This is a genomic window from Gammaproteobacteria bacterium (genome assembly GCA_034522055.1).
GTDB lineage: Bacteria > Pseudomonadota > Gammaproteobacteria > JAABTG01 > JAABTG01 > JAABTG01.
The window spans coordinates 3,499,547-3,523,156 of sequence record JAXHLS010000002.1 but is presented as its reverse complement, the minus strand read 5'-3'; the positions used below and the strand labels follow the sequence as shown (position 1 = coordinate 3,523,156).

Sequence of the window (23,610 nt, the reverse complement as noted above, 5' to 3'; positions counted from 1 at the left end):
GTTGGCGAGCGTCTACTCTTCGCCCCATTGGTGTCCGTTGACCCGCAATCGCTGCCGCTCGCGGTCTCGGCTCGAGTGCCCGCTCATGGCCGGGAGCACCCGTTCCCGGCACCAAGCCCGTAAAGAATTCTGAATCCTGATTCCCGAGACCGGCGAACGTCTCTTTCTGGCCGATAGCGGACACCATTCCCGTGTTTCGCTAATTCCAAGAGCGAAAGATATCAGCAGTTCATGAAATTCTGAAGGAACAGGATTCCCAGATGCGCTCGCTTCTTCTACTTGCGAAATCTGGCCTTGCGCCCTTATTCAGCTAAAATCTCCGCTCATGAGGGACCCTGGCCATATGCAAATGTTACATTCCATTACATTTTCCACCGTACATTGCAATATCAGAGCCAGCTGCATATTTCTCCGTTAACGCCAAAAAGGAAAGGTGCCTGGAATGCAATGGGGATTCGTCGATTACGAAAATACGGGATCGCTTGAAGCAATTGATCTTGGCAAGTACCAACGAGTGTTTGTCTTTCTTGGTCCAAAAAACACGAAATTGAAGCTAGGCGAGGTTTCGGGCGCAGGTTTCTGCACGCTTGAAATAATTGCGCTAAATACAATGGGGCCAAACAATCTCGATTTCCATATGGCGTTCCACCTTGGGCGATTGCACGAGACCGCCGATAAACTCGTAGAATTTCACATCATAACAAACGATGCTGGTTTCAATGGTCTAGTCAATCATTTGAAGGGCCTCGGGAGAAAGTGCAAGCGCGTTCCTACGAAACAGGTCGACAAAGCGAAGGCGCTGCCGCAGTTGTCACCATGTTCCACCCTGATCGTGGAAAGGCTGGGGCCGATGGATGGTCGAAAACGGCCCCGAAAGAAAGCCAAGTTGATCAATTGGATCAAATCGCAATGTGCGCAGTTACTTAATGGTAAAGAGCCGATCGTGTACTACGAAGAACTCAAGAAAGCCACAATAATTCGTGAATCGGGGTCAGATGTAACGTATGAATTTAAGCGTTAACAGTTCTGTGCCGCGGAACTCAACGTTATGGGTTTGCTTCCCCCATTTGCCCCCCTGAGAATATCGTCAGAAAACGACAAAATGGAGCTGCCACGGATAGCCCCTGGTCACCCGACAGTGCAGCCCCTGAATGTGCGGAGTACACTACGGCGGTCGTTTCTGTAAATTGGCGCAACGGCGAGGGAATTGGTCTCGATCTCTCCGCCCACCACCACCACCAGGGCCGGTAAGTAAGGCAAGGATGCGACTGACCACCCCGTCTGAAGCCCTGAGCTAGACTAGCCCTGCAAGTACGGTTCACGGCCACAAGGTGCCGCACAGGACGTCAGGAGAAGCACCAAGGAGGCTCCGTAAGGTGGGTAGACGAAAGAACTCGCTTATCAACGACCTGTTCGAGGTGACGGCGTCTCTCCCCTGGTGGGCAGGCGTGTTGCTTGCTGGCTTCTCCTACGCTTTCCTACATGCCCTGGCTGGGCCCTCGGACATGGTTTCGCCCAAGGACGCGGCGGATATTGGTCACGCGGCGGGCTCGAGCCTACTCCGGGTTGTTGCCGGCATCGGCCAGTACGCCCTACCAACCATATTTGCCTTCGCCGCGGTTGCCTCCTTTCTCAAGCGTCGCCGCAGCAAGAAGGTTCTGGAGGCGGCCTCCTCCCTCCAGGCGGTTCGAGACCTATCCTGGCAAGACTTTGAGCGCCTGATCGGCGAAGCCTTCCGGCAGCAAGGTTACAACGTGGCCGAGAACGGGGGTGGCGGCCCGGATGGCGGCGTGGATCTGGTCCTGAGAAAGGATGGCGAGTCCTACTTGGTTCAGTGCAAGCACTGGAGAGCGCTCAAAGTGGGGGTACCCGTCGTGCGGGAGTTGTTCGGTGCTATGACCGCTAAGGGCGCAGTGGGAGGCTTCCTCGTGACCTCCGGAAAAGTCACGACGGAGGGAAAGGCGTTTGCCGAGGGCCGGAACCTCACCATCATCGAGGGTGACGGTCTCGGGCGGATGCTCGGGGTGGCCTCCTGGATAAGCCCCTCCCATATCCTTGACACAGGCGCGCCGGGGACCGCCTCCAGGTGCCCGAAGTGCGGAAGCGAGATGGTCCTGAGGACCGCCAAGAAAGGTGCAAACGCGGGCTTCACGTTCTTGGGCTGTACGCGTTTCCCGCAGTGCAGAGGGACACGTCAAGCCTAGCGGGCAAACGGCCTTGAAAGCAGCGCGGGCGGCAGTCGCTCATACAGGTACAGTAGCCGCGTCACCGCGCGCGTTACCTGTACCGTGGGGTTTTGCTTGGCCAGAAAAGAAACAATTCAGCAGTTCATGAAATGCTGAAGGAACAGTATTCTCAAATGCGCTCGCTTCTTCTATTAGCGAAACCTCTCGGCGCCAAGCCGTGAGGGGATGGACAGCCTTGCCCTGGACATGGTGGTGAGTAGAATCTGCATGAGGCTCACCAATGACGGCTGATGCCATGGAGACCCGTTCGCGAGCTCAGGGATCCCCTCATTTTTTATCAGCCGTAGAATCAATGGGTTACAGATGCCAAGTCCGTCCGAGTTTCGCCGGCTCTAACCGCAAATCAGGTACTTACCACGCAGCCGCGTGAAATGAGGGGATCCCTGAGGTCCGCGAGGGGAAAAGGGGGCGGAGAAATTAAGCTTTAATCCCTCCGTCCCTTTTTCACGCAAAGACGACACTGAGCGTGCTTTCCAGGGCCTCAAAACGTCGCTTTCTACTTCCTAGATCAGTACTAGCTCGAATCCCCGCTCCGTAGTCACGAACATCTTGCGGCAGCTGGTGCTTGACCGCATCATCAGCGCTCACAAAGTCATCAATTTGGGAGCCAAACTCGCGCAACATTCTTCCCGCCAACTCTCTTCTGTCCGAAGACAGTGGTATAAAAGCGCCGTACTTCGCCAGAACCAAAAAAAGGGTATAGAAATCGGTCTTTTTACTCCATCTTGTTTTTGCCAGATCCGGAAGTACCTGACTTAATTCGCCAAGAACATCTCGGAAAACTTTCTTGACATGCGATCCATGCTCAAATGTTTCCTCATATACTTGATAATAATGCTCTAATTTGGCCTTCTTGTTTTGGTGACCATTCAAGACGGCGATCGTGAGCTCGCTTATGAACTCTACATCTAATAAGCATTTATCCGCCGTGCGCAGCATGGCGGATAAATGTCTGTTGGACTAAGCCGCCCATCAGACCGGCACGGACTGATCTATAGGGAAATGTATTACGCGGGGTGGGTGCGATGCGCCGGCGGTGGCGCAGATCGGGGCGGTGGTCGTGGCCGGTGAGGCGTCTTCGTCCATGTCTTCGGTCCCTGCGATGTGCGATGGGTGGTTATTCTCTCGCCATTTCGGCGCAAAATCCAATGTCCGGACGAGCGCAACCGCGGCCCGGCTGCGGGGCCGTCCCACCTTGGTCAAGACCGCGGGCCTTTATCCTGTTCTACGGCCTCAGTGTTGCGTGTCGGGCGGTCTCCAGAGGGACCGACCGGGCGCAATCTGCGCGATCACGTGCAGTCGCCCGGTCCGGCACTGCGGGCAGGCATAGTCGACACCGTCGTGGTGTGCGGTGCCGTCGTCGGTCTCCGGCGGGACGGGGGCGGCCAGGGCCTCACGGATCCGGGCGAGCTTCTCCCGGCGGCCGCGGTTGGCCAGGAAGCCGAAGTGACGAATGCGCATCAGCCCTTTCGGCAGGACATGCATCAGGAAGCGGCGCACGAACTCTTCGCCCTCCAGGGACAATGTCTTATGTCGGTCACGGTCGCGGTAGTCCTTGTACCGGATGGTCACCCGTTCGTCGTCGACCGCGAGGATCCGCGCTGGGGTGATCGCGATGCGGTGGGTGTAACGGGCCAGGTAGTCGACGACGGTGGCGGTATGGTCGAGACAGTGTTTGGTGTAGACCACCCAGTCAACGGCCATCAAGGCGTCGAGTACGGCATCGACCTCGCCGTCGCGCGTGACACGGTGCAGGTCGCCCTGGGTCGCGGCCTGGCGCAGCCGGGTCACCATCCGCCCCGGAAGTGCCGCGAGAGCGCCTTGACCGGAAACAGGTAGGTGCTCTTCGCCGCCCGCCACTGGCCGTCACCGCCCAGCGCCCCGCCCGGTACCAGGCAGTGCAGGTGCACATGGCGGCTCAGGTTCTGGCCCCAGGTGTGCAGCACCGCGCTCATGCCCATCTCACCGCCCAGACGCTTGGGATCCTGGCCGAACGCCTTGAGGGTGGACCAGGCCGCCTGAAAGAGCAGGCGGTAGATCACCTCCGGGTGCAGTGCCACCCAGCCGTTGAGGATATGTGGCAGGGTGAAGACCAGATGGTAATAGGTCACCGGCAGGATGTGCCCCTGCTGACGCGCGGCCCATTGGCGGGTCGCCCGTCCCTGGCACTGCGGGCAGTGCCGGTCGCGGCAACCGTGATACCAAACCTCTTCGTCACCGCACGCGCCGCAGCGCAGCCGCACCCCGCCCATCGCCTCGGTTCGGCAGGCCTGCAGATGGCCACAGACCTTGCGCCGCTGGTAATCCAGCGTGTCAGCGCGCAGGAAGCGGTTCAGAATCCCTTGCACAGTGGCCGCCTCAGTCATGACCCACCCCCAGTCCCGCGATCAGATCGGACACCCCCTGCGCAGCGCCGCGCTGCTCGGGTACCCAATGCACGTAGCGCATCGTCGATTGCAGGTTGCCGTGGCCGAGCAGGCGTTGCAGCCGGTGCACCGGCAGGCCGCTCTCCAGTTGATGGGTCGCATAGGCGTGACGCAGGCTGTGGATGCCGCCGATCTTCTCCACTCTGGCCCGGTTCTTGGCGCGACGGAACACCCGCTGGGCGCTGGCGATACTGAGAGGGGTCGTCGTATCGCTTCCGCTGGGAAAGAGCCACGTGGGGCGGTAAACCGCCCAGTAACGGCGCAGCGCGTGAAGCAGGCCGGGCGAAAGAGTGACCAGCCGGTCCTTCGCCCCTTTGCCCTGCTCGATGCGCAGCAGCCCGCGTTCGCCATCGATATCACGCACCCGCACTCGCACCACCTCGCTTACCCGCAGGCCGCAGCCGTAGCAGGTCTGAAGCAGCATGCGGTGCTTGGGGTTGGTACAGGCGTTCAGGATCCGCCCTACCTCATCGCGGTTCAGCAACTCGGGGATCCGTTGGGCCCGCTTCGGCACCACGAAGGACACATCGAACGACGGCCACTTCAGCACCTGCACATAGAGGAAGCGCACCGCACCGTGGTGAACCCGGCAGGTCGAACCGGATAGCGAACGCTCGACGGCCAGATACCTGAACCAGGCCTCCAGCTCTTCGACGCTCAACTGACTCGGCGAACGCCCGTAGTACCGCGCCAGGGCGGTAACCGCTGCCAGGTAACTCTGATGGGTACGCACTGAAAAGCCACGCTGACGCATGGCATCAATCATCTGCTGCCGCAAGGGTGTCATCGTCGTCTCTCCTCTCCGTCAGACCCACATCGGGTCAACTGAGAGTGTTGACGACGGAAGAACCGCCGGCGTCTATCGAAGGGGAGCTACCGCGGAGCGGTTTAGTTCAACGCCGGTTATGCAAACGTTTGCATAACCGGCGCAACTGGCTGTTTGCCGACACCCCGCGAGGCGCGCGGGCGAGCGCAACCTGCTACAGTCTGATCGAAACGGCCAAGGCCAACGGGCTCGAACCCTTTGCCTATCTCGAGCACGTACTCACCCATATCGGTGCCGCGGATACCGTGGAGCACATCGAGACGCTGCTGCCGTGGAATGTCCGCTTGACCGCCGGGTCGGATTAAGCGCGATAGCGTATGTCACGAACAGAGTGATTTGCGCTCTGAAGGCGTAAGCCGTAAATTTGAAGCTGACAGGGAATGTTGAACGCCGACCGACAAGGAGACGTCATCCGGTGCGACTTTCCGTAAAGCCCCATGTGCAGGGATGCGTGTGGGGCTTTGTCACGTCAGGCCCCTTTGCAAGAAGGCCGATTCTCTGGCGCTTACCATCATCACGGCCCACTGCTCGGCGTACCTGCGGCGCTCGGCCTCATCGCGCGCGTGGATCCCGAGGACCTCTATGGGCGAGATGGTCCCGGGGCTGATGCTGCCGCGGATCCCTTCCATGAGGGTTCGGTAGCGCTGCCACTCATCGAGAGACAAGCCCCAGATCCCGGCCCGGGCACGTTCGTTCTTCGTGAGCGGCGTGCGCTCCAGGAGGGTCGCACTCGTCGTGGTGTTCCCCGATGGGGTGTTGCCCGGATCGGCGGCCCAGCTTGGGCTCGCGATCAACGACAGCATCGTGCCCACCGTTGCCAGGAGGAAGGGCCTATTCATCGCACGCGGCCTCCATGTTGACGGCCGGGTCGCTACTCGTCCGTTGCGGGTAAGGCACGGTGAGGTCGCGATAGGCCGGGTTGTGCTGATTACAGGCCGGGCGAACCCCTGGCTCAGACGCCTCCAGGGCAGACGGCTGCGTCTGCTGGTTGGCCGGTGGCGGGGATTTCTCGGGCAGCACGCCGCTTGCGGACACAATGCCGAGGACGATCAGGATGGCGATGAGGGTTTCCATGATCAACGCTTACCCGACGCTTGGTCACACCGCTCGAACGAGATCAGCCGATGCACGGGATCTTCGACCAGCATGAAGGCGGGCCCGGCGACGATCCTCAAGGCCGTGCGCAGCGGCAGCGGACCGAGTGCGCGGTGGGCTTCCGGTAACGGCAGATCCAGGAGCTCGGCTCGGTCCGCGTCGGCGGCCATAGATGACGACAGACGGTAACCGGATGACTCGAGCAGCGTCTCGACCGCTGCTCCGATCTGGGTCACGGACGCCGGCAGTACCGAGACCACCGGGGCTGCGAGGGGATCCTGCTGCACCCGGGTCGGTACAGGTTGGATGGTTGAGTAACGCCCAACCCGAAGGTCCCTGGCCGCGGCCTCCAGCGACGATAGGGTGCTGAGCGCCAACATTACCGCTGCGCAGGTACGGCGGTGACCCGACAACGTTGTAATTGTCCGTAGAATCATCCCACTCGACTCCGGTAGATAGGCCGTCAGGCCCCTTCGTTGCCGGAATGCTGTCGGAACAGGTGATGAACCGAAACGGGAAACGGCGGCAGCACGCTACGCCGTTCTGCGCACTCCCCGCTTCGGCACGGCCCGCGCGTTCTCAGATGGAGAAGGGATTCAGGAGACGCACACCCGTCTTGGCGAAGTCGCGGTGCTTTCGGGTGACCACCGTCAGATCGTAGATCAGCGCGGTGGCCGCGATCAGCTTGTCCAGCGCATTCTCCGGATGGGGAACGCGCAAACGACCCCAGAGTTGAGCGATGTCTGCATTGATATCCAGGACGTCCTCGCGGTAGTCGAGCAACAACTGGTCGAGCCAGTGAGCCAGGCGATCCGCCTGACGGGAATCACCGCGGTGCCCGATCAGCTCGACACCACGGCGCAACTCGCCGACCGTGACGACGGATATGAACACCCGCGCCTCTTCCCTGGCCACCTCCTGGAAGAATTGACGTACCCCTCTGTCGGCCTTCGACCGCTTGCGCGACTCGCTGATGATATTGGTATCAATCAAACACACGGTCAGGCTCGGTCGGATCATCGACGCGCACGAAGTCGGCATCCTCACCGACATTCGGCATGTTGGCGAGCACCTCGGCAAAAAGCTTGGCCTTGGGGCGCAGCAACACTTCTTCGAGCAGGACACGATGCTCGGCCTCGGCGCTACGTCCATGCTTGGCGGCGCGCTGCTTCAGTGCATCGACGATACGCGGGTCCAGATTGCGGACGACGAGATTGGCCATTGGCGAGTACCTCTTGAGGCGAGAAATGATTGCATTGCTCGTTATTTTGCTCACCACAACCCGCCTCACTCAAGCCGCCGGGCACGCTTCCTAAGTTTGCTTTCACGCTTAAACGTCGCCACAAGTGCGACAATTGGGCGTTTTCCTGAACTCTGTGCTAGTCTTTGCCCTTGGTTTAAACTAATTCTTATACGTCGCCTAATGGTTGTCATATGGGCTCGAAAATAAACCAGCTTCTGCAACAGTGGCCATCCGGCGAGGTCGCCGCGCTGCGGTGGCTGAGCAGTCTTGGCGTCGACCGCCGGCTTGCAGACAAGTACGTCCAGTCCGGCTGGCTGGAACGTTTGGGTCACGGCGTCTACAAGCGGGCCGGCGCGACGGTCGATTGGATCGGTGCGGTCCATGCACTGCAGACGCAGCTCGCCCTCGCCGTCCATCCCGGCGGAATCACCGCGATCGAGCTGCGCGGCTACACGCATTACCTGGCGTTCGGAGCGCGCGAGGTGGTCCTGTTCGGACATTCCGGCACGAAATTGCCCGCCTGGTTCGAGGCTCACGCCTGGTCCAGACCGGTGAGGCTCGTGACGACCGGCGTCTTCGCAGGTGCCGAAAAGACCACGTCTACGCTTCAGGTCGGCGATGTCGACGTCAAGGTCGCGACACTTGAGCGGGCGGCTTTCGAGATGATGTACCTCGTGCCGAAGCGGCAGTCCTTTGAGGAGGCCTTCCAGGTGATGGAATCACTGACGTCTCTGCGTCCACAGGTCGTTCAACAGCTGCTTGAGGGCTGCACCTCGGTGAAGACCAAGCGGCTGTTCATGCATGCCGCCGAGCGAGCGAATCATGCGTGGTTGAAGCACCTCGACCTGTCGAAGGTCGATTTCGGATCAGGCCGGCGCACCATCCACGCAGGAGGACGCCTCGACAAGAAATACGATCTGGTCGTCGCCGACCCTGCGCAGGGTTAGGACCACCCATGGCGGCGCGCGATAGTTACAGAGCGCAGGTCGAACTTTTGATTCGCTGTTTGCCGGCGATCAGCAGCGCGCCAGACTTCGCGCTCAAGGGCGGTACTGCCATCAACCTGTTCTTGCGGGACATGCCTAGACTCTCGGTCGACATCGACCTCACCTATCTCCCGGTTTCCGATCGCGACGCGGCGCTGCCTGACATCCGCTCCCAGCTCGCCACGATCGCCGAAGCACTCAAACGGACTGTGCCAGGCGTAAATGTCCAACTTGTGGAAGGCGATGCGCCCAAGCTGCTCGTGGACAAGTCGGGTGCGCGTATGAAGGTGGAACCGAGCGTCGTCATCCGGGGCAGCCTGGTACCGCCGGTCACAAGCGGACTGTGCTCGGCCGCACAGGAAGCCTACGAACTCTTCGTAGAGATCCAGCGACTCGACTCAGCGGACCTCTATGGCGGGAAGCTCTGTGCGGCGTTGGACCGACAGCACCCGCGCGACCTCTTCGACGTCATGCATCTTCAAACGTCGGGCCCGATCCCGGATTCCATACGCCAAGCATTTGTCGCCTACCTCGCCGCTCACCGGCAGCCGATTGCAGAGCTCCTACAGCCGAACCGCAAACCAATCAAGGATCTCTTCACCAACCACTTCGCCGGAATGACCAAAAAGTCGGTTGACCTGGCGGAGCTCGAGGCCGCCCGGACGCAGCTGTTCGAGTGGGCCGCTGGCGCCCTCACCGACAGCGAGCGTCGGTTTCTCCTGTCCCTCAAACAAGGCAAAGCTGATTGGTCGTTGTTGCCGTTCGAAGGCCTGGGCAAGTGGCCAGCCATTCAATGGAAGCTGCACAATATCCGACAGATGAGCGCTCGCAGCCACAAGAAGGCATTGGACCGCTTGCGGGATGTGTTGGAGCTTTGATTCCCGGACCGAGCACGGATGCTCATACGAAACAACAGGCGCCAGCAATTGGATGCACTCTCTCTTCTCGTCGACTTGCACCGCGAGGCCAAACGCCAGGGCCCCGGCGGCGACGATGAAACGCGCCTTGCCATCACCCTATCGGGTCTAGGCGGTAGCAAAGGCCTGAAGATTGCCGACATCGGATGCGGGACCGGTGCATCCACGCTCGTTCTGGCGAAAGAACTAGAAGCCTCGGTGACCGCTGTCGATTTCCTGCCGGACTTCCTCCATGACCTCAATATCGCCGCGGAACGCGAGAACCTCGGCGAACGGATCGAGACGCTGGCCGCCTCGATGCATGTGCTTCCGTTCGAAGAGCAATCCTTCGATGCGATCTGGTCGGAAGGCGCCATCTACAACATCGGTTTTTCCAATGGCATCAGGGCCTGGCGTCGCTTTCTGAAACGGGACGGCATATTGGCTGTGTCCGAGCTGACATGGCTGACGCAAGAGAGGCCTGCGGAGCTGGAGCAGCATTGGATCCGTGAATACCCCGAGGTGGATACGGCATCGGCCAAAATGGCGATCCTGGAGAGAAATGGCTTTTCCCCAGTTGGGTACTTCGCACTTCCGAAACGATGCTGGCTGGACAACTACTATCGCCCGATGCAGGCCCGCTTCGCAGCATTCCTGGCTCGCAACGGCAACTCAGAATCGGCAGCGGCCATCGTGGCGGCAGAAAAGCGCGAGATTGCACTCTATGAACGCAACGCGGCGCTCGTCAGTTACGGCTATTATGTGGCGAGAAGGACGGCCGATTGATCCGTCCAGACGGATCGACGACAGGGCTAACGATCTGGGGCTATCTATGGGGGCATTCCAGACGTTTAGTAAAATAGGCTATTGAATTATAAGGCAATGCGATTGTCTCCGTCACCCTCATCGACTTAAATAGACCGTGGTAATTTGCTCGCGTTCATGCCCGAGCTCGCGGCTGATGACGAGCCGCGCCCCGCGGTCCATGGCGCGCTGCTCTCGCGTGAAAGAACTCGAGGTCGGGCCGCCGGCGGCGGGTGCCTTCCAGCCGGTGAGCTCCTCGTAACGTCCCTGGGCATAGGCGTGCCGGAGGCCGTGTAGCTTGGAGTGCCCGGCATTCGCCGTGTGTCGCTCGTACACGCGCAGCTGCTGCCGGTAGTTGCGTTCGGCCGGGATCAGCGAGCCGCGGCCCGCGAGGTGATGGGCGCGATCCAGGATCACCCGCTGCGCCGGGGTGCGGACGGGGATCTCGCGGGCCTTGCCGCCCTTGGTCCAGCTGTCCTTCAGCACCAGGTGATCGCCCCGATCGGCGTAGCTCGGCTGGAACTTGATGGCTTCCTCCCGCCGGAGACCGAAGGCCTGCTGCAGCTCGAGGCTCATCCGGACGTGGGCATCCTTGACGCGATCGAGCGCCGCGCCGTCGACTTGGCGTGCCTTCGACTCGGTGCTGACGAACATCCGTTCCGGGATCCCATAGTGGTCGTTCTGCCGGGCGATGACGTTCTGCCGGTTCACCTTCTGGACCCACCAGCGCAGCACCGTCATCCGGTTCTTGATGGTGCCGACGGAGAGCGCCTCGGTCCGCCACCGGTTCACCAGCGCTTCGATATGCTTCGGCTTCAGCGACTGCGCGCCCATGCCCCGGAAGCCCAGCGCATGGAGCTGGTCCGCGATCAGCGACAGCAGGCGCTCGCGGTTGCGCTGGGTCGCGTAGCCGCCGTCACGGTTGTGGCGACACAGCTGTTTGAGTTGGTAGTTCAGGTCTCTCAAAGTGTTCGATGCTCTGGTAAGTGTTTCTGACCACCTGGCAGGCCGTAGCCGGCCAGGTCCTTAGATCAAGGCACGGGTCACGGGACACCACTCCCGTTCAACCTGAAGATGCCTGGTTGCAGGCAACACCGGTTCTCCCCTGTAGGGGATCGGTCCGGTGCAGACCAACGGGCCCGTTATGGGCCGCTCTTCGATAACGCATCACCTCCTTCGTGTTGCTTGAGTTGAATGAATGGTCTTGCTGTAACGCATTACCTCCGTTGAGTTGGGCGAATGGGATCTTGAGTGTAATCACAGTCTTCGAGGGTACCATTTTCACTTTTCGTGAGGGTTTCCCGCCCGCGTTCATTCCTCACTGATCCTGCACGCAGGTTTCTCGATCAGAACTGTGCTACGTCAGCGAATGGCAGTTCCAGCTGCTGTTCTTCGCCGACGGCACGGGCCTCTTGCAGCATCTGCACGATCTCCTCGCCATATTCATTGATGATCTGTTCGCGCAGCTCGTCGATGAAGGTGAGCACACTATAGGCGTCTTCCGCCTGCCAGTGCGTGTACAGCCGCAAGACTTTCATACTCATGATGTGGTCTCCTGGGTCGTGAGGCTGGGTTGGCCTGCGTCAGGTGCGTAAGACTGTGGACGGCCAGCGGTCGGGTTCGGCGCCAGTGCTCAGGCAGCGCTGCGAGCGCGCCGCGGTGATGGCTTGCGCTCGGTGTGGAAGACATCGAAGAAGAGCTTTTCATCGAGCTGGGTGAGTTCGTGGCGGCTGGCATGGGCGAGGATTTCGGCGGCCATATTGGTCAGCACACGGTAGTTGCCCATAGCGTGATCGGCCAGCGCCTGTGCCAGCTGTTCGCTGAACAGACCGGGGTTGCCGGCGCTTGTGCAAAGATGCGCCAGGCAGGCGAGGAGATTGTCGCGTGAGGCGTGTTCAAGCGCCAGGCGGGCCCGGATGCGCGAGCCGAGCGGGAGCAGATCGTCACGCCGGAGCAGGTCGGTCAGGCGTTGATCGCCGGCGAGGACCACGCTCAGCAAGGTGCGGGAGTCGAACTGGGACGAGGCGAGCAAGCGCAACTCATTCAGTACCACAGGCGCGATCTCCTGGGCTTCATCGATCAGCAGCACGGGGCGCATGAGTGAGGCGTCGAGAGTCGCCAGCCAGCGGGTGCGCAGCCCCTTGAAGCCCACCCAGCGATTGTGCGGCTTGAGATCGACGCCGAACAGGTCTCCCAGCTCGCGGTAGAAGTCCGCGAGGTTGGCACTCGGATGGGTCAACGCGGCGATGGTCAGGTCGGGCAGGCGCCCGAGGCGGGCGGCGAGGATGCGCAATGCGACGCTCTTGCCGGTGCCGGGCGCGCCGGTAATGAGGGCAAAGCCGCCTTCGCGGACATGGGTGTGTTCGATACGCCAGGCGAAGTCCTCCAGCGCAGGCGTTGCCATCAATGCCTCGGTGGGCAGTTCCGGCGAGAATGGATTCCACTTGAGGCCGTAGAGTGCGAGCAGGGATTTGTTCATGGGTCAGTATCCTCGGGATCGAAGGGCAGATAGGCCGGCGGTATGCCGGTGGCGGCATACTCGGCCAGGAGTTGGTCAAGCAACGGCGCCATACCGGCGCACGTGTTAGCGTTAACCGGCAGGGCATCGACCGACGTGCTGTCATCCACCGGCGCGAGGGCCCGTCGTCCATGCTCGGCATTACGCTGCTTGTCGAGTGGATAGAGCACGGCGACGGGTTGTTCGGTGTGGGGATCGAGTAGATCAATACTCGCAAGATCCCAGCGTGCGTAGCGCAGCTTTAGCCGGTGGAGGTGGCGGAACCGGGAGGGCACCTCGAAGCGGGTGCCCAGTACGGTGCAGGTGCCATCGGATCGACGCTGGACACGCGTGGTCTGTGCGCGGAAGCTGCGGCGTAGCATCTCGGCATCGGGGCACTCGCGGGCAACGTCGGGGCCCTGCCGATAGCGCTCAATGGGCGCGCAGCCGAGCTCGTGGTGGCGGCGACGCTGATACTCGCCCTCGACCCAGGCGAGTGTTGCGCGGTTGAGACTCTCCAGTGTCAGCTGCTCGACGCCCTCGAGCATGGCGAGCAGGCGACCCTCAACGACCGACCACCAGTTCTCCTGCTTGGCATTCTGGTAGGCCGAGTACGGTAATGTCGTCTCATGCACGATACCCAGGCGCGCCAGGCCCTCGGTGACTTCGGTCGCGGTCTCGGCACTGCCGTTGTCGGTCAGCAGGGCACGGGGCAGGCCGCGCTTCTGCAGCGCCTGCGACAGGCCGTGCACGAAGCGTTCGGCGTCCTCGGTGAGGTACCACTGGGCGTGACAACAGATCCTTGAGCAGTCATCGAGAATGCCGAGCATCTGTACCGTCTGCCAGCGCCCGCGCGCATCGACGACGCGGCGCGAGCCGACGTGGAAGTCGGCGTGCCATAACGCATTGACGTGGGCGAGTTCATAGCTGCGCACCTCGCGCGTGGCCAGGTGGCGCTCGGCGGCTTCAGCACCGGGGGTATCGCGCCGCACGCGCCCGGTGCGCTTGCGCATGCCGTTCGCCTGTAGATACCGCCGAACGGTGGCGTACGAGGGCATCGCGCCAAGAGACGGATCCTTGGCAGCCAGAACTGCAAGGTTATCGACATGCAGCTGCACGCTCCAGCCCGAATGCGCTTGGTAGAGCGCATGCAGCTCGGTGCGCAGCAGGTCACTCAGGCGGCGGTGACGTCCCGCATCGGCGCGTCGGCGTGAACGCAGCGCACGGACTGGGTCAGCGCCGGCACGAAGCGCCAGGTAGTACCAGCGCTCTATGGTGGAGAACCCGAAGCGTACCGCCTCGCCAGTGACCGGATGACGCCAGGTCCTGGCGGCCAGCGCCGTAATGGCTGTGTGCAGCTCACCGCTCTCTGGCGGTGCCGCCAATAGCGAACCGATCACGGCGAAGCGCAGCCGTGCCCAGCGTTCGTGCACGCTCAATCTGTTGTCGTCGCCCATCGGTGCATCGCCTGTTAGCGGCTGAGTAAATCCGCGCATAAATGGCGAAGGTCGCAGTCGCAGGTTCAGGCGGCGTGACTCGGCCTCAGCGCGGATAGGTCGCCTCGACTCAAGCCAGGTCACGCCGCCGATTTGGGTTTAAGGGTCGGCTCAGAAGATCAAGTCATCGTCGTCGACTTCAAAGGTCGTTATGCGGTCTTGTTGCATGAGTTCGACCAGCTGCCGATCGTATCGGCTCCAGATGGCATCGCGAAGTTCGTCGATAAAGTCATAGACTGCCAATGCCTGCTCTGGTGTCCAGTCGTCCGGTATCGGGGGATGGGTCATGGTTAGGCTCCTTTGTTGGATTTGGCGGCGGCTCGGCGCCGCTGTGCCTGTTGCTGCTGTCGCTCCTTGGCCTCCTTGAGCCGGTAGGATTCGCCTTCGATGGTGAGGATCTCTGAGCGGTGTACCAGCCGGTCCACGAGGGAGACCACGCAGGAGGCGTTGGGAAAGACTTCACCCCATTCGGCGAAGGGCCGATTGGTGGTGACCAGGGTGGATTTCTCCTCGTAGCGGCGGGAGACGATCTCGAACAGCAGATCGGCATGGCGATTGGAGTAGGCGAGATACCCCACCTCGTCGACCGCTAGCAGTTGAGGGCGGGCGTAGCGGGCGAGGCGCCGCTTGAGGGCGCTGTCGCCATCCTGGGCGGCCAAGTCATTGAGCATCTGGCCGGCGCTGGTAAAGAGGACGCTGTGGCCGGCCAGCACCGCTTGATGGGCGATGTTGCGGGCCAGGGTGGATTTGCCGACCCCGTTGGGTCCCACCAGGATGATATTGACCGCCTCGGTGAGGAAGTCGAGGCGCATCAGCTCACTGACCAGTTCCCGGTCGCAGCGGCTGGGCCAGCCCCAGTCGAAGTCGGCCAGGGGTTTGAAGCGGCCCAGCCGCGCCCCTTTCATGCGCCGCTCGAGGCTGCGGTGGGCGCGTTCCTCCTCTTCCCACTGGATCAGGGACTCGACCCAGCCAGCGTCGGCGCTCTCCTCCCAATGGCTCAGCAGGCCATGGAGCTTGAGGGCCGTGGCCCGTTCTTTCAGGGATGCGTTAGGGATCATTGGGGCTCCTCCTGGGCGTCGTCTTCGGTTTCGGGCGGGGTGGACTGCAAGGCGTCGTAGCCGCCCAGATCATGGGTGCGTACCACCAGCCCCCTGGCGCGCGCGTGGTCGATGCGCACCCCCACCCGGGGCGGCTGGTTTCTCGCCTCGCGCCTACGCTGCAGGGCGATGCGCACGCCATTGGGGTGAGCCACCCCCTGGGCCAGGCTCTCCTGGATGGCCGCCTCCAGCTCGGGGGCGCCGTAGGCATCGAGGAGGCGCAGCAGGGCTGCGGTGATGGCGCCGAGGTTGTCGCCGCGCTCGGCGGCCTGGACAGCCAATTGCCGGCTGGCCGGTGCGGCTTGGGCCAGGTGGTCCTGGCCGCGATGATGCCGGGCCTGGCGTTTGATCTGGACCAGTGCCTCGATGTGTTCCGGCTGTTCGATCTGCCGGCCCTTGTCGTAGCTGCGCGGGTGGCGGGCGATGACGTCTCCGCCGTCGAGGATCCGCACCTCGGTGGGTGAGGCCGAGACGGTGAGGGTGCGGCGCACATGGGTGTGGGGCACGCTGTAGTCGTTGCCCTCGAAGCGCGCGTAAGGGGTCTTGCCGATGTGGACCTCGACCCGCTCGTCGGTGGGATAGGGGTTATCGGGCAGCGCCAGCAGGGGCTCCTGCTCGAAGGCCTGGCGCACCGAGAGGGCACGGTCCTCCGGGCAGGGCCGGTCCATGGCCCAGCCGTTGCACCAGGCCTCGGCCTGGGCGTTGAGATCATCGATGTCGGTCCATTGGCGGGCCGGCCAGAAATTATCGCGTATCGTGCGGATGGCGCGCTCCACCCGCCCCTTCTCGTTGCCCCGGGCCACCGCCACCGGACGGGGCTCAAAGCGGTAGTGGGCGGCGAACTCGAGCAAGGTGGGATGGAAGCGGATGGCCTCACCCTGGCGCTCCAGCACGGCGCTTTTCAGGTTGTCGTAGAGCAGGACCTTGGGCAGGCCGTTCGAGGCAGTGAAGGCCGCCTCGTGGCCCCGCAGGAAGTTGGCCATCTTGGCACCGAGGAAGAAGCGCAAAAAAATGCGCCGGGAGTAGCTGAGCACCATGACAAAGGCCATCAGGGCATGGGTTGCGCGGCCGATGGTGAGCTTGCCGAAATGGCCCCAGTCGATCTGTCCCTGTTCGCCGGGCAGGGTCTTCAGGCGCAGAAAGGCCTCGGGCTGGGGGCGTGGCCGGTAACAGGCGAGCTGGTGGCGGAAGTGGTCGGGGCCACCGGGGTAGCCCCGTTCACGCACCATGCCGTAGAGGCGGCTGGCGGTGAGCCTGGGGAACTGGGCCAGGGTGTCGGTGATGAACGGCAGATAAGGATCGATCATCGACGGCTGCGCAGCCCGCTCGACCTTCGGCATGCCGGCCTGGGAGAGCACCCGATTGACGACGTTGTGGTGCACGCCCAACTGACTGGCAATGGTGCCCACCCGCCACTTCTCGACGTAGTGATAGCGCAGGATCTGCGCCTCTTGTTCTTTGCTGATGGCCAATGCGTTTCTCCTCATCTCGTGGCCGGGCGGCTCAAGGGGGCTGAGCCCGGGCGCCCGGCGGCCCCTGTCGGGTGAGTGTTCCGAGCGCAGCGGCGGCGGTGGTGCGATGAAGCGGGCCGGTACGCAGGAAGGGCCCGCACTCACGGCCGCAGAAGTGGCAGCGAATGGACGCCATCATCGGCGCGCCATCCGTACCGCGGCGGCCAGCCGGCCTCGCCGGAACGGGGGATAGTGGATCATGAGGGGACGGGGCCGGGGAACCCTGATGCGTCACTTTCTGCCTTCTCGCCCGGTAGCGGCGTTGCCGCTCGGCATGCTTGTGCCGGCCATTGCGGCTCTGCTGGTAGCGCCAGCCGGCGGCCCGCAGAGACGCGCTTCGTGCCACCTGCGCACACCCTTCAGGGCAATAGATGTTGCCGCGGTCACAGCGGCTGCAGATCATCACCTGCCGGTGACAGCGAGCGCAGTTGTACAGGCGTGCAGAGTTCTCCATCGGCGACCCAGGCCGATGAGGACTTGATTGTCAGGGGAAAACGAGAAATAGTGTGCGGGCTCGTGCTCTGCACGGCCCGGGGTGCGATACCGGGGTCGACGGCCAAGTCAATTACACCCGGTATCGCACCTGTCTCAACGGCCCCTCTTCATCTACCCGATTCCGGCACTCCTGTCACCGGTTGCTCGCGGCCGCCCGCCAGCCGGTTCAGCGACTGGTTGGCCTACCAATCAATCCTTCGCCAGATATGCGCGGGTTTTTACAGCCATCTACATCGCCTCGTCATCGGTCCGTCTTGTGAGGCTAAGCGCCTTGGCACAGGTTGTGGAAGGTGCAACTTCTGCGGGTGCGCGATCCCCCTCAGCCAACGTGCCCGGCGGCGACAGACAGCGGCGCGAGAAATGCCAACACCTCGGCCATCCTGCGCAGCGGATCCGGTTCCTCGAAGCGTGCAAGCAGGGCACCCGGCAGTTGCTGGTCCTCAAGCGGCGGCAGGAAGCGCGCCCGCGCTGCATGCCACCAGGGCGAGCGCACCAGGGACTCACGCCACCAGCGGCACCAGCGCCGCAGCGTACGCCGGTCTACCCCCAACAGCGCCTGCAGCTCGCGAATCCGCGCAGCGGTGAGTGTGCGTACGCAGGCCAGTACCAGCACAGCGCCGGTGTATACCCGGCGTCCGAGGAAACGCACCGAAGGCGGTGTCACCCGCTGGCGGCAACGGGCGCAGCACAAGCTCAGGCGACGGGTGTGCAATGCATCGGTAAGGCCCGGTGGAATCCCGCGTGGCTTGCGCTGATAGGTGGCACTGTGCAGGACGCCGGCACACTGAGGGCAGCCTGCGCGTCGTGCCCGCTCACACAAATCGCGGTCAAGCAGAAGCAAGTGGTCGTACAATCGTGGATCGGCAAACAGTTCATCGCCCATGGCGCGCTCTCCGAGATTGGGGCCAGACCATTGTCGATGAGGAGACAGCGATGGCAAAGATAGGAAGAAATCAGCCCTGCCCTTGCGGCAGTGGCAAGAAATACAAGCGCTGCTGCTGGGAGCAGGACCGCAGCATCCCACCCACCACCACACCGGCGACATCAGATCACAGTGACCTGCTCACCCTGCAACACGATGACCTCTTCGACGACATGGAACTCGACCGGTTATCCAACAGCGTTATCACCCTTGTCAATGCGGGAAGGCTCGATGAGGCGGATGCCGTGTGCGAGCAATTGCGCACCGAATACCCTGAAGTGCACGACTGGCTCATGCGAAAAGCCATGGTCTGCGAGGCACGCGGCGAGACCGATCTGGCCATCGAGTATTGCCAGCGCACCATCGACTGGATGGATGCGCATCCAGAGGACTTCGACCCTGAGAGCCGAGAGCCGTTCTATGCGGACATTGAGCGTCTGAAAAACGCTAGCAAGGATACGAACTGAGCGGTTTACATGAGGGGCTGAGAACCTGAACCCTCAGCGAATGTGATTAAAGTACGCGGCAAAAACATCATGCAGTATGTTCAGACTCAGGATCTTCGCGATGTTGAGAGAACACCCGTCGACGCGACTTGCGGCGGCCGGATCGGGCAGTTCGTGGAATGGCGAGTTAGGAGCTCACCGGATGAGTCGACCGGACGGTCGACGATTTTGACGATGGACCGGCGACCGTGAGGTCGGCGCGCATGGTTCGGCCCTGTACGCGCATGCCCGATTCGACCTAAGAGGTCGAGGGTGGGCGCCCTCTTTGCCACTGAGCCGCAGTGGCCACGGATGAAATCGATCGTGGGCGGCAGTTTAGGAACGCGTCATTCGCGCGTCATCGAGAAAATCGGCCCTCACGCCGCGCCGTTTACGGTAGCGCCGCCCGCGTCACTACCCCGCTTACGCTCGCTAGTGACACGGGCGGCGTCGCGGCGGAGCAGCCCCGGCGCCAGGCATGCGCCTGGCACAGGGGCTGCATCGAGAGGCTCCCGCGGGCCGGCGGCGCGGCTTCACCTGACCACAGGGGCCCACAGGCACCGCGCAAGCGCGGTCCCACCCTTGGCGACGCGAGTAAGAAGGCTCGCTTTGCCAAGGGCGGACAAGGCCTGTGGACTCTGTGGACAGCTGATTCGGGAGTGAGGGACGGCTTCGAGCGGCCGGCCGGCGGGCAATTATTACAGTGTAATAGTGCGACACGAAGTCGCTTTGAGAAGTTGTTCCCCCTGAAGACGGCGGGAACCACCCGTGCCACCGGGTGAATCTACGGGCATGAATCAAGAGCTGCCCTGACAATGAAACGAAGCACCTCGGGTGCGGGGTTCAAATCGTGAGAGGCGGACCCTCCTGGTAACCACAACTGGGTGAGTGCTAGATAGTCGGTATGGTGAAGGTATCTGAATCTGCGTTAAAGGTCGTAACTGTGAACAAGCGAAAGTGGTTGGAACGCTTGAACCAAAAGGTATCGGAGGCGGGAGCAACGTCTTATTACTGCGCTGCCGTGGCCCATGGCTTCCCGGTCGATAGCAGACACCTAACCCGGCGTACTTCTCATAGCGGAACGTGGAAACCCCGTATCGCGTCCGGCCCTCGGGCCGGGACAGCGCATCGTGAGGTGCGCCCATCGCGGTGCGGGTTTGGGAGGTCGGAAGAAGCGAAGGTCGTTCTGTAATGGAACGGATACGGGTTTGAACGTTACCCGACACGAAAGTGGGCCTACGTCCGACTGGTCTTTCATCGCGAGAGAGTCTGGAGAACCGTTCGAATGAGGAAAGGCAAATGACGAGCGCGGCCATGCTGTCGCTTGGTGCGTCCTCAACGGCCCCGAGCTGGGATGCCATCGACTGGCAGCCCGTCGAGGAGCAGGTACGACGGCTGCAGAGGCGTATCGCGAAGGCGACTCGGGAGGGGCGCTGGGGCAAGGTCAAGGCCCTGCAATGGCTTCTCACCCACTCGTTCTCGGCCAAGCTTCTGGCCGTGCGACGAGTCGTCCGCAACCGTGGCCACAACACGGCTGGGGTGGACGGTTGTCTATGGAGAACGTCGTGTCAGAAACTCCACGCTGCCCGGGCATTGCAACGAAGGGGTTATCATGCCCTGCCGTTGCGCCGCGTCTATATCCCCAAGAAGAACGGCAAACAGCGCCCGCTTAGCATTCCCACCCTGCATGACAGGGCCATGCAGGCACTCTACCTGCTGGCCCTGGAGCCGGTGTCGGAGATGCAAGCGGACCGGAACGCCTATGGCTTCCGGCCCAAACGCTCGACTGCCGATGCCATTGGGCAATGCTTCATCGTTTTAGCGAAGAGGTATTCTCCCCAGTGGATTCTTGAAGGGGACATTAAAGCGTGTTTTGACCGGATCAACCATTCGTGGTTGGAGGCCAATATTCCAATGGATCAGATGGTCCTGAGAAAATGGCTGGCAGCAGGTTACATGGAAGAAGGGACCCTCTACCCGACCGCAACGGGTACGCCGCAAGGCGGGATTGCGTCGCCGACCTTGGCGAATATGACACTGGACGGCCTGGAAGCGGTCGCCGCGCGTGCGGCTCCCAAGGGTCAGAAGGTTCATGTCGTCAAGTACGCCGACGACTTCATCATCACCGGCGCTTCAAAAGAGCTGCTGGAGGAAAAGGTGAAGCCCGCGGTGGCCGCCTTTCTGCGGGAACGTGGCCTGGAACTCTCCCCGGAGAAGACCAGGATCTCGCACATCGAGTAGGGCTTCGATTTCCTTGGGTTCAACGTACGCAAGTACAACGGCAAGCTGCTCATCAAGCCCGCCAAGGGCTCGGTGAAAGCGTTCCTGGCCGAGATCCGAGCGCTCATCAAAGCCCGAGCGACGGCTAAGACCGAAGAGCTGATCCGGCAACTGAATCCCAAGATCCGGGGCTGGGCCAACTACTACCGTCATGTCGTCTCCCAGAAGACCTTCGACCATGTCGACTACCAGGTGTCTCGGGCATTGTGGGCCTGGATCAGGCGGCGCCACCCGAACAAATCGGTGGCCTGGCGGCAGAAGCGCTACTTCCGCAGTCAAGGTTACCGAAACTGGGTGTTCACTGCACCGATCCGCAACCCGCAGGGTGAAGCGACACCGCTTGATCTGTTTCGAGCGGCCAGCATTCCCATCACCCGACACGTCAAGATACGCGCCGAGGCCACGCCTTACGACCCTGCATTCGCCGACTACTTCGCGAACCGTCTGCGCTCGCGTCGGATCAGTCGTCGGATGTGGGAGGGGTCATTGGCTGAGGCGTAACTTGACGCTCCGCAGCTCCGGCGGGCGGCGTCACTGGGTCCGGTAACGGGCCTTCGTAAAGGCTTGAGCCGTGTGACGGGAAACTGTCATGCACGGTTCTTAGTACCTTACCACTGAAATCTTGGACAAGAATGCCAAGAAATTCTCATGCCCTGTCAGCACAGAGTGCAGGGAGAACACAATATTCACGCATCTTGAGTGATGCAGCCAGGACGCGACGCCCAAACTTTGTAAGGTAATACTTGTAGCGACGTCCCACTTTCTTGATCAGTCCGTGGGTTCGTAACCGTTTGAGTAGATAGGATGATTGACTGGGTGATAGATCGGGCATAGAGGCCCGCAGATCGGCGGCACGGAAGCCACTGATTGACCATTCGCCCCGCCCGATGGCGAGGAAGAGATGATAGTCCTTTTTCTGGAACAGATTGAAGCCACGGAATGAACGGCCCTGGTCCCTGGCGGGGCTGGACATTTTATCGATGTCCTTGAGTCCGGCGTCAGGATTGTCGATTGCCGCCATATAGGCGAGATAGCGCTCATTGGCGGCGTTCATCAGCTTGCGCAGATCGCGCAGGCTGTAGATATTTTTGCGTAGCGGTGCCAGTTTCCACTGTTGCCAGCCGTCACGTTGTTCCACCCAGCGGTGGATTTTGAAGAATGAGGCATCGTTGGTGGTGCATTCCACACGCGCCATGATGCCGGCTTTATCGTAGAGTTTGATGCTGGCCGGCCCCATCTGGTGGCGGATGCGTGTACCCTGGATACGGGTGCTGAAATCGTTACCGACCTCCCCTTGATAGGTGCTGGCGAGTTTACGGCCAAGGAAGGTGGCCACATTGTCGGCTTTAATGGCCTGTACCGCCGTGCGGGTGATGGACTCGTAGAGCGGCTGGAATTCGGCCTGCTGGTGGAAGATGACATCGGTGGCGAACTCCACCTGCATCAAGCTCCAGTGGTAACCGGAGCGAAAGCGCTGAGCTACCGGGCAGAACTGTTTGGCCCATCGATTCAGTCGTCGGTGAAGCTGTTTGGCATCCAGCCGGTCGGCAAGCGTCTGAGCCTGCTCGGGATCGGCAATGGACAGAAAGGCATTGTCCGCCATCGCGAAGGGAATGCCGGCTTTTTCCAGTCTGCGCGCCAGCCAGTGATGGCCGTTGAAGTAGACTTGCAGGCGGAACGGCGCCCAGGTGGGCACCCGCACGTAACAGAGTCCAAAGGCCTCATCGATGAAGTAGAAGTAGTAATGCAGGCATTTCCCTGACGTGGGTTTGAGCAGGGTATGGCCTGTGTTCTTGTCATGCCAGGGGCGATAAGCGGTGCAGGATTCCATGGCGGAGAAGATGTGGACCAGCCCGGGATGACCGCCGCGTTCCGCAATGATGGCCTTGATACGGTCTTCTTTGCGAAAGGCCTTGTGGCGCCGGATGAACTCGATCTCAATGCCGGCCTCGATGGCGAGTTGCTCGGCATGGTGGCGCAACTCATCGCGCAGGGGTTCTGCCCACCGGGGGTAGTCGAACAGTCGGATCTTATGGTAACTGAGGTAGCTCGCCATAGCGCCGGCATAACCGATATCAGGAAGGGTTCCGGTGATGACAACCCGGTCAAAACAGGAGAGCACACCGGCGATCTTGTTCTGGTGACGTTCAACGAACGGATTCATGGCCTGTCCCTCTTGTCCTGGATGGTGCTGTGGATAAGGATAGGCGATCCGAGATATTTTGGTTCCGGCTATGCCGGGTTAGGGGAGGGAGTGGCCGCAAGGTCACTCTCTTACCCGACATCTGCGAAGACGGCACTTCAG

Annotated in this window: 22 protein-coding genes and 3 pseudogenes; 8 read left to right on the top strand and 17 right to left on the bottom strand. The window is 61.6% G+C overall.

Annotation, left to right across the window (positions count from 1 at the left end; genetic code table 11):
* Positions 1-442 precede the first annotated feature (442 nt).
* Both U5S82_17020 and U5S82_17015 read left to right on the top strand, forming a co-directional pair.
* Positions 443-1,021 carry a PIN domain-containing protein gene (locus U5S82_17020; protein MDZ7753297.1) on the top strand — a complete coding sequence of 193 codons (579 nt, stop codon included), beginning with the start codon at positions 443-445 and terminating at the stop codon, positions 1,019-1,021.
* A gap of 355 nt (positions 1,022-1,376) precedes the next feature.
* Positions 1,377-2,204, top strand: coding sequence for a restriction endonuclease (locus U5S82_17015; GenBank protein MDZ7753296.1), 828 nt, complete (start codon positions 1,377-1,379; stop codon positions 2,202-2,204).
* A 486-nt stretch (positions 2,205-2,690) separates the two neighbouring features.
* Here the strand turns inward: U5S82_17015 and U5S82_17010 are convergent, their stop codons facing one another.
* The 3 genes and pseudogenes from U5S82_17010 to U5S82_17000 form a co-directional block, all read right to left on the bottom strand.
* Complete coding sequence (locus tag U5S82_17010) at positions 2,691-3,185, bottom strand: hypothetical protein (GenBank protein MDZ7753295.1); 495 nt, start codon at positions 3,183-3,185, stop codon at positions 2,691-2,693.
* A 294-nt stretch (positions 3,186-3,479) separates the two neighbouring features.
* A pseudogene (locus tag U5S82_17005) lies at positions 3,480-4,612 on the bottom strand (IS91 family transposase).
* Positions 4,605-5,459, bottom strand: a complete 855-nt coding sequence (locus U5S82_17000; protein ID MDZ7753294.1) for a site-specific integrase — start codon at positions 5,457-5,459, stop codon at positions 4,605-4,607. Before U5S82_17000 ends, U5S82_17005 begins: the two are co-directional and overlap by 8 nt.
* A gap of 137 nt (positions 5,460-5,596) precedes the next feature.
* On the opposite strand from U5S82_17000, the pseudogene U5S82_16995 reads away from it, so the two are divergent.
* Positions 5,597-5,803: pseudogene (locus tag U5S82_16995) on the top strand (transposase domain-containing protein).
* 159 nt (positions 5,804-5,962) lie between these two features.
* Here U5S82_16995 and U5S82_16990 read toward each other — a convergent pair.
* The 5 genes from U5S82_16990 to U5S82_16970 all read right to left on the bottom strand — a co-directional run bounded on the left by U5S82_16990 (position 5,963) and on the right by U5S82_16970 (position 7,815).
* Positions 5,963-6,337: a hypothetical protein gene (locus U5S82_16990; GenBank protein MDZ7753293.1), complete on the bottom strand. Its 375-nt coding sequence runs from the start codon at positions 6,335-6,337 to the stop codon at positions 5,963-5,965.
* Positions 6,330-6,572 (bottom strand): hypothetical protein, encoded by a 243-nt coding sequence (locus U5S82_16985; GenBank protein ID MDZ7753292.1) that lies wholly within the window; start codon positions 6,570-6,572, stop codon positions 6,330-6,332. The genes U5S82_16990 and U5S82_16985 overlap by 8 nt, the downstream gene beginning before the upstream one ends.
* A gap of 2 nt (positions 6,573-6,574) precedes the next feature.
* Positions 6,575-6,973, bottom strand: a complete 399-nt coding sequence (locus tag U5S82_16980) for a pili assembly chaperone (protein ID MDZ7753291.1) — start codon at positions 6,971-6,973, stop codon at positions 6,575-6,577.
* A 199-nt stretch (positions 6,974-7,172) separates the two neighbouring features.
* The gene (locus U5S82_16975; GenBank protein ID MDZ7753290.1) at positions 7,173-7,592 is read right to left on the bottom strand and encodes a type II toxin-antitoxin system VapC family toxin; all 420 of its coding nucleotides are present in this window, start codon (positions 7,590-7,592) and stop codon (positions 7,173-7,175) included.
* On the bottom strand, positions 7,579-7,815 hold the full coding sequence (locus U5S82_16970) for a DNA-binding protein (protein MDZ7753289.1): 237 nt from the start codon (positions 7,813-7,815) through the stop codon (positions 7,579-7,581). The genes U5S82_16975 and U5S82_16970 overlap by 14 nt, the downstream gene beginning before the upstream one ends.
* A 212-nt stretch (positions 7,816-8,027) precedes the next feature.
* On the opposite strand from U5S82_16970, the gene U5S82_16965 reads away from it, so the two are divergent.
* The 3 genes from U5S82_16965 to U5S82_16955 are packed head-to-tail and all read left to right on the top strand — an operon-like array spanning position 8,028 to position 10,504.
* The gene (locus U5S82_16965) at positions 8,028-8,783 is read left to right on the top strand and encodes a type IV toxin-antitoxin system AbiEi family antitoxin (GenBank protein MDZ7753288.1); all 756 of its coding nucleotides are present in this window, start codon (positions 8,028-8,030) and stop codon (positions 8,781-8,783) included.
* 8 nt (positions 8,784-8,791) lie between these two features.
* Entirely contained in the window at positions 8,792-9,700 is a 909-nt protein-coding gene (locus U5S82_16960; GenBank protein ID MDZ7753287.1) for a nucleotidyl transferase AbiEii/AbiGii toxin family protein, read from the top strand.
* Positions 9,701-9,718: 18 nt separating this feature from the next.
* Positions 9,719-10,504 carry a class I SAM-dependent methyltransferase gene (locus U5S82_16955; GenBank protein MDZ7753286.1) on the top strand — a complete coding sequence of 262 codons (786 nt, stop codon included), beginning with the start codon at positions 9,719-9,721 and terminating at the stop codon, positions 10,502-10,504.
* Positions 10,505-10,621: 117 nt separating this feature from the next.
* Here the strand turns inward: U5S82_16955 and U5S82_16950 are convergent, their stop codons facing one another.
* The 8 genes from U5S82_16950 to U5S82_16915 all read right to left on the bottom strand — a co-directional run bounded on the left by U5S82_16950 (position 10,622) and on the right by U5S82_16915 (position 18,501).
* Positions 10,622-11,488, bottom strand: coding sequence for an integrase domain-containing protein (locus U5S82_16950; GenBank protein MDZ7753285.1), 867 nt, complete (start codon positions 11,486-11,488; stop codon positions 10,622-10,624).
* A 380-nt stretch (positions 11,489-11,868) separates the two neighbouring features.
* On the bottom strand, positions 11,869-12,066 hold the full coding sequence (locus U5S82_16945) for a hypothetical protein (protein MDZ7753284.1): 198 nt from the start codon (positions 12,064-12,066) through the stop codon (positions 11,869-11,871).
* Positions 12,067-12,155: 89 nt separating this feature from the next.
* Positions 12,156-13,001 carry an ATP-binding protein gene (locus U5S82_16940; protein ID MDZ7753283.1) on the bottom strand — a complete coding sequence of 282 codons (846 nt, stop codon included), beginning with the start codon at positions 12,999-13,001 and terminating at the stop codon, positions 12,156-12,158.
* Entirely contained in the window at positions 12,998-14,476 is a 1,479-nt protein-coding gene (locus U5S82_16935) for a DDE-type integrase/transposase/recombinase (protein ID MDZ7753282.1), read from the bottom strand. The genes U5S82_16940 and U5S82_16935 overlap by 4 nt, the downstream gene beginning before the upstream one ends.
* A 150-nt stretch (positions 14,477-14,626) precedes the next feature.
* Positions 14,627-14,803 carry a hypothetical protein gene (locus U5S82_16930; protein ID MDZ7753281.1) on the bottom strand — a complete coding sequence of 59 codons (177 nt, stop codon included), beginning with the start codon at positions 14,801-14,803 and terminating at the stop codon, positions 14,627-14,629.
* Positions 14,804-14,805: 2 nt separating this feature from the next.
* Entirely contained in the window at positions 14,806-15,573 is a 768-nt protein-coding gene (gene istB, locus U5S82_16925; protein MDZ7753280.1) for an IS21-like element helper ATPase IstB, read from the bottom strand.
* Positions 15,570-17,084, bottom strand: a complete 1,515-nt coding sequence (istA, locus tag U5S82_16920) for an IS21 family transposase (GenBank protein MDZ7753279.1) — start codon at positions 17,082-17,084, stop codon at positions 15,570-15,572. Before istA ends, istB begins: the two co-directional genes overlap by 4 nt.
* An 853-nt stretch (positions 17,085-17,937) precedes the next feature.
* Entirely contained in the window at positions 17,938-18,501 is a 564-nt protein-coding gene (locus U5S82_16915; protein ID MDZ7753278.1) for a hypothetical protein, read from the bottom strand.
* Between the two features lie 50 nt (positions 18,502-18,551).
* Between U5S82_16915 and U5S82_16910 the strand changes: the two genes are divergently transcribed.
* On the top strand, positions 18,552-19,007 hold the full coding sequence (locus U5S82_16910; GenBank protein MDZ7753277.1) for an SEC-C metal-binding domain-containing protein: 456 nt from the start codon (positions 18,552-18,554) through the stop codon (positions 19,005-19,007).
* A gap of 1,148 nt (positions 19,008-20,155) precedes the next feature.
* Positions 20,156-21,806, top strand: a pseudogene (gene ltrA / locus U5S82_16905) (group II intron reverse transcriptase/maturase).
* A gap of 145 nt (positions 21,807-21,951) precedes the next feature.
* On the opposite strand, the gene U5S82_16900 reads toward ltrA, so the two are convergent.
* On the bottom strand, positions 21,952-23,469 hold the full coding sequence (locus tag U5S82_16900; protein ID MDZ7753276.1) for a MarR family transcriptional regulator: 1,518 nt from the start codon (positions 23,467-23,469) through the stop codon (positions 21,952-21,954).
* Positions 23,470-23,610 lie beyond the last annotated feature (141 nt).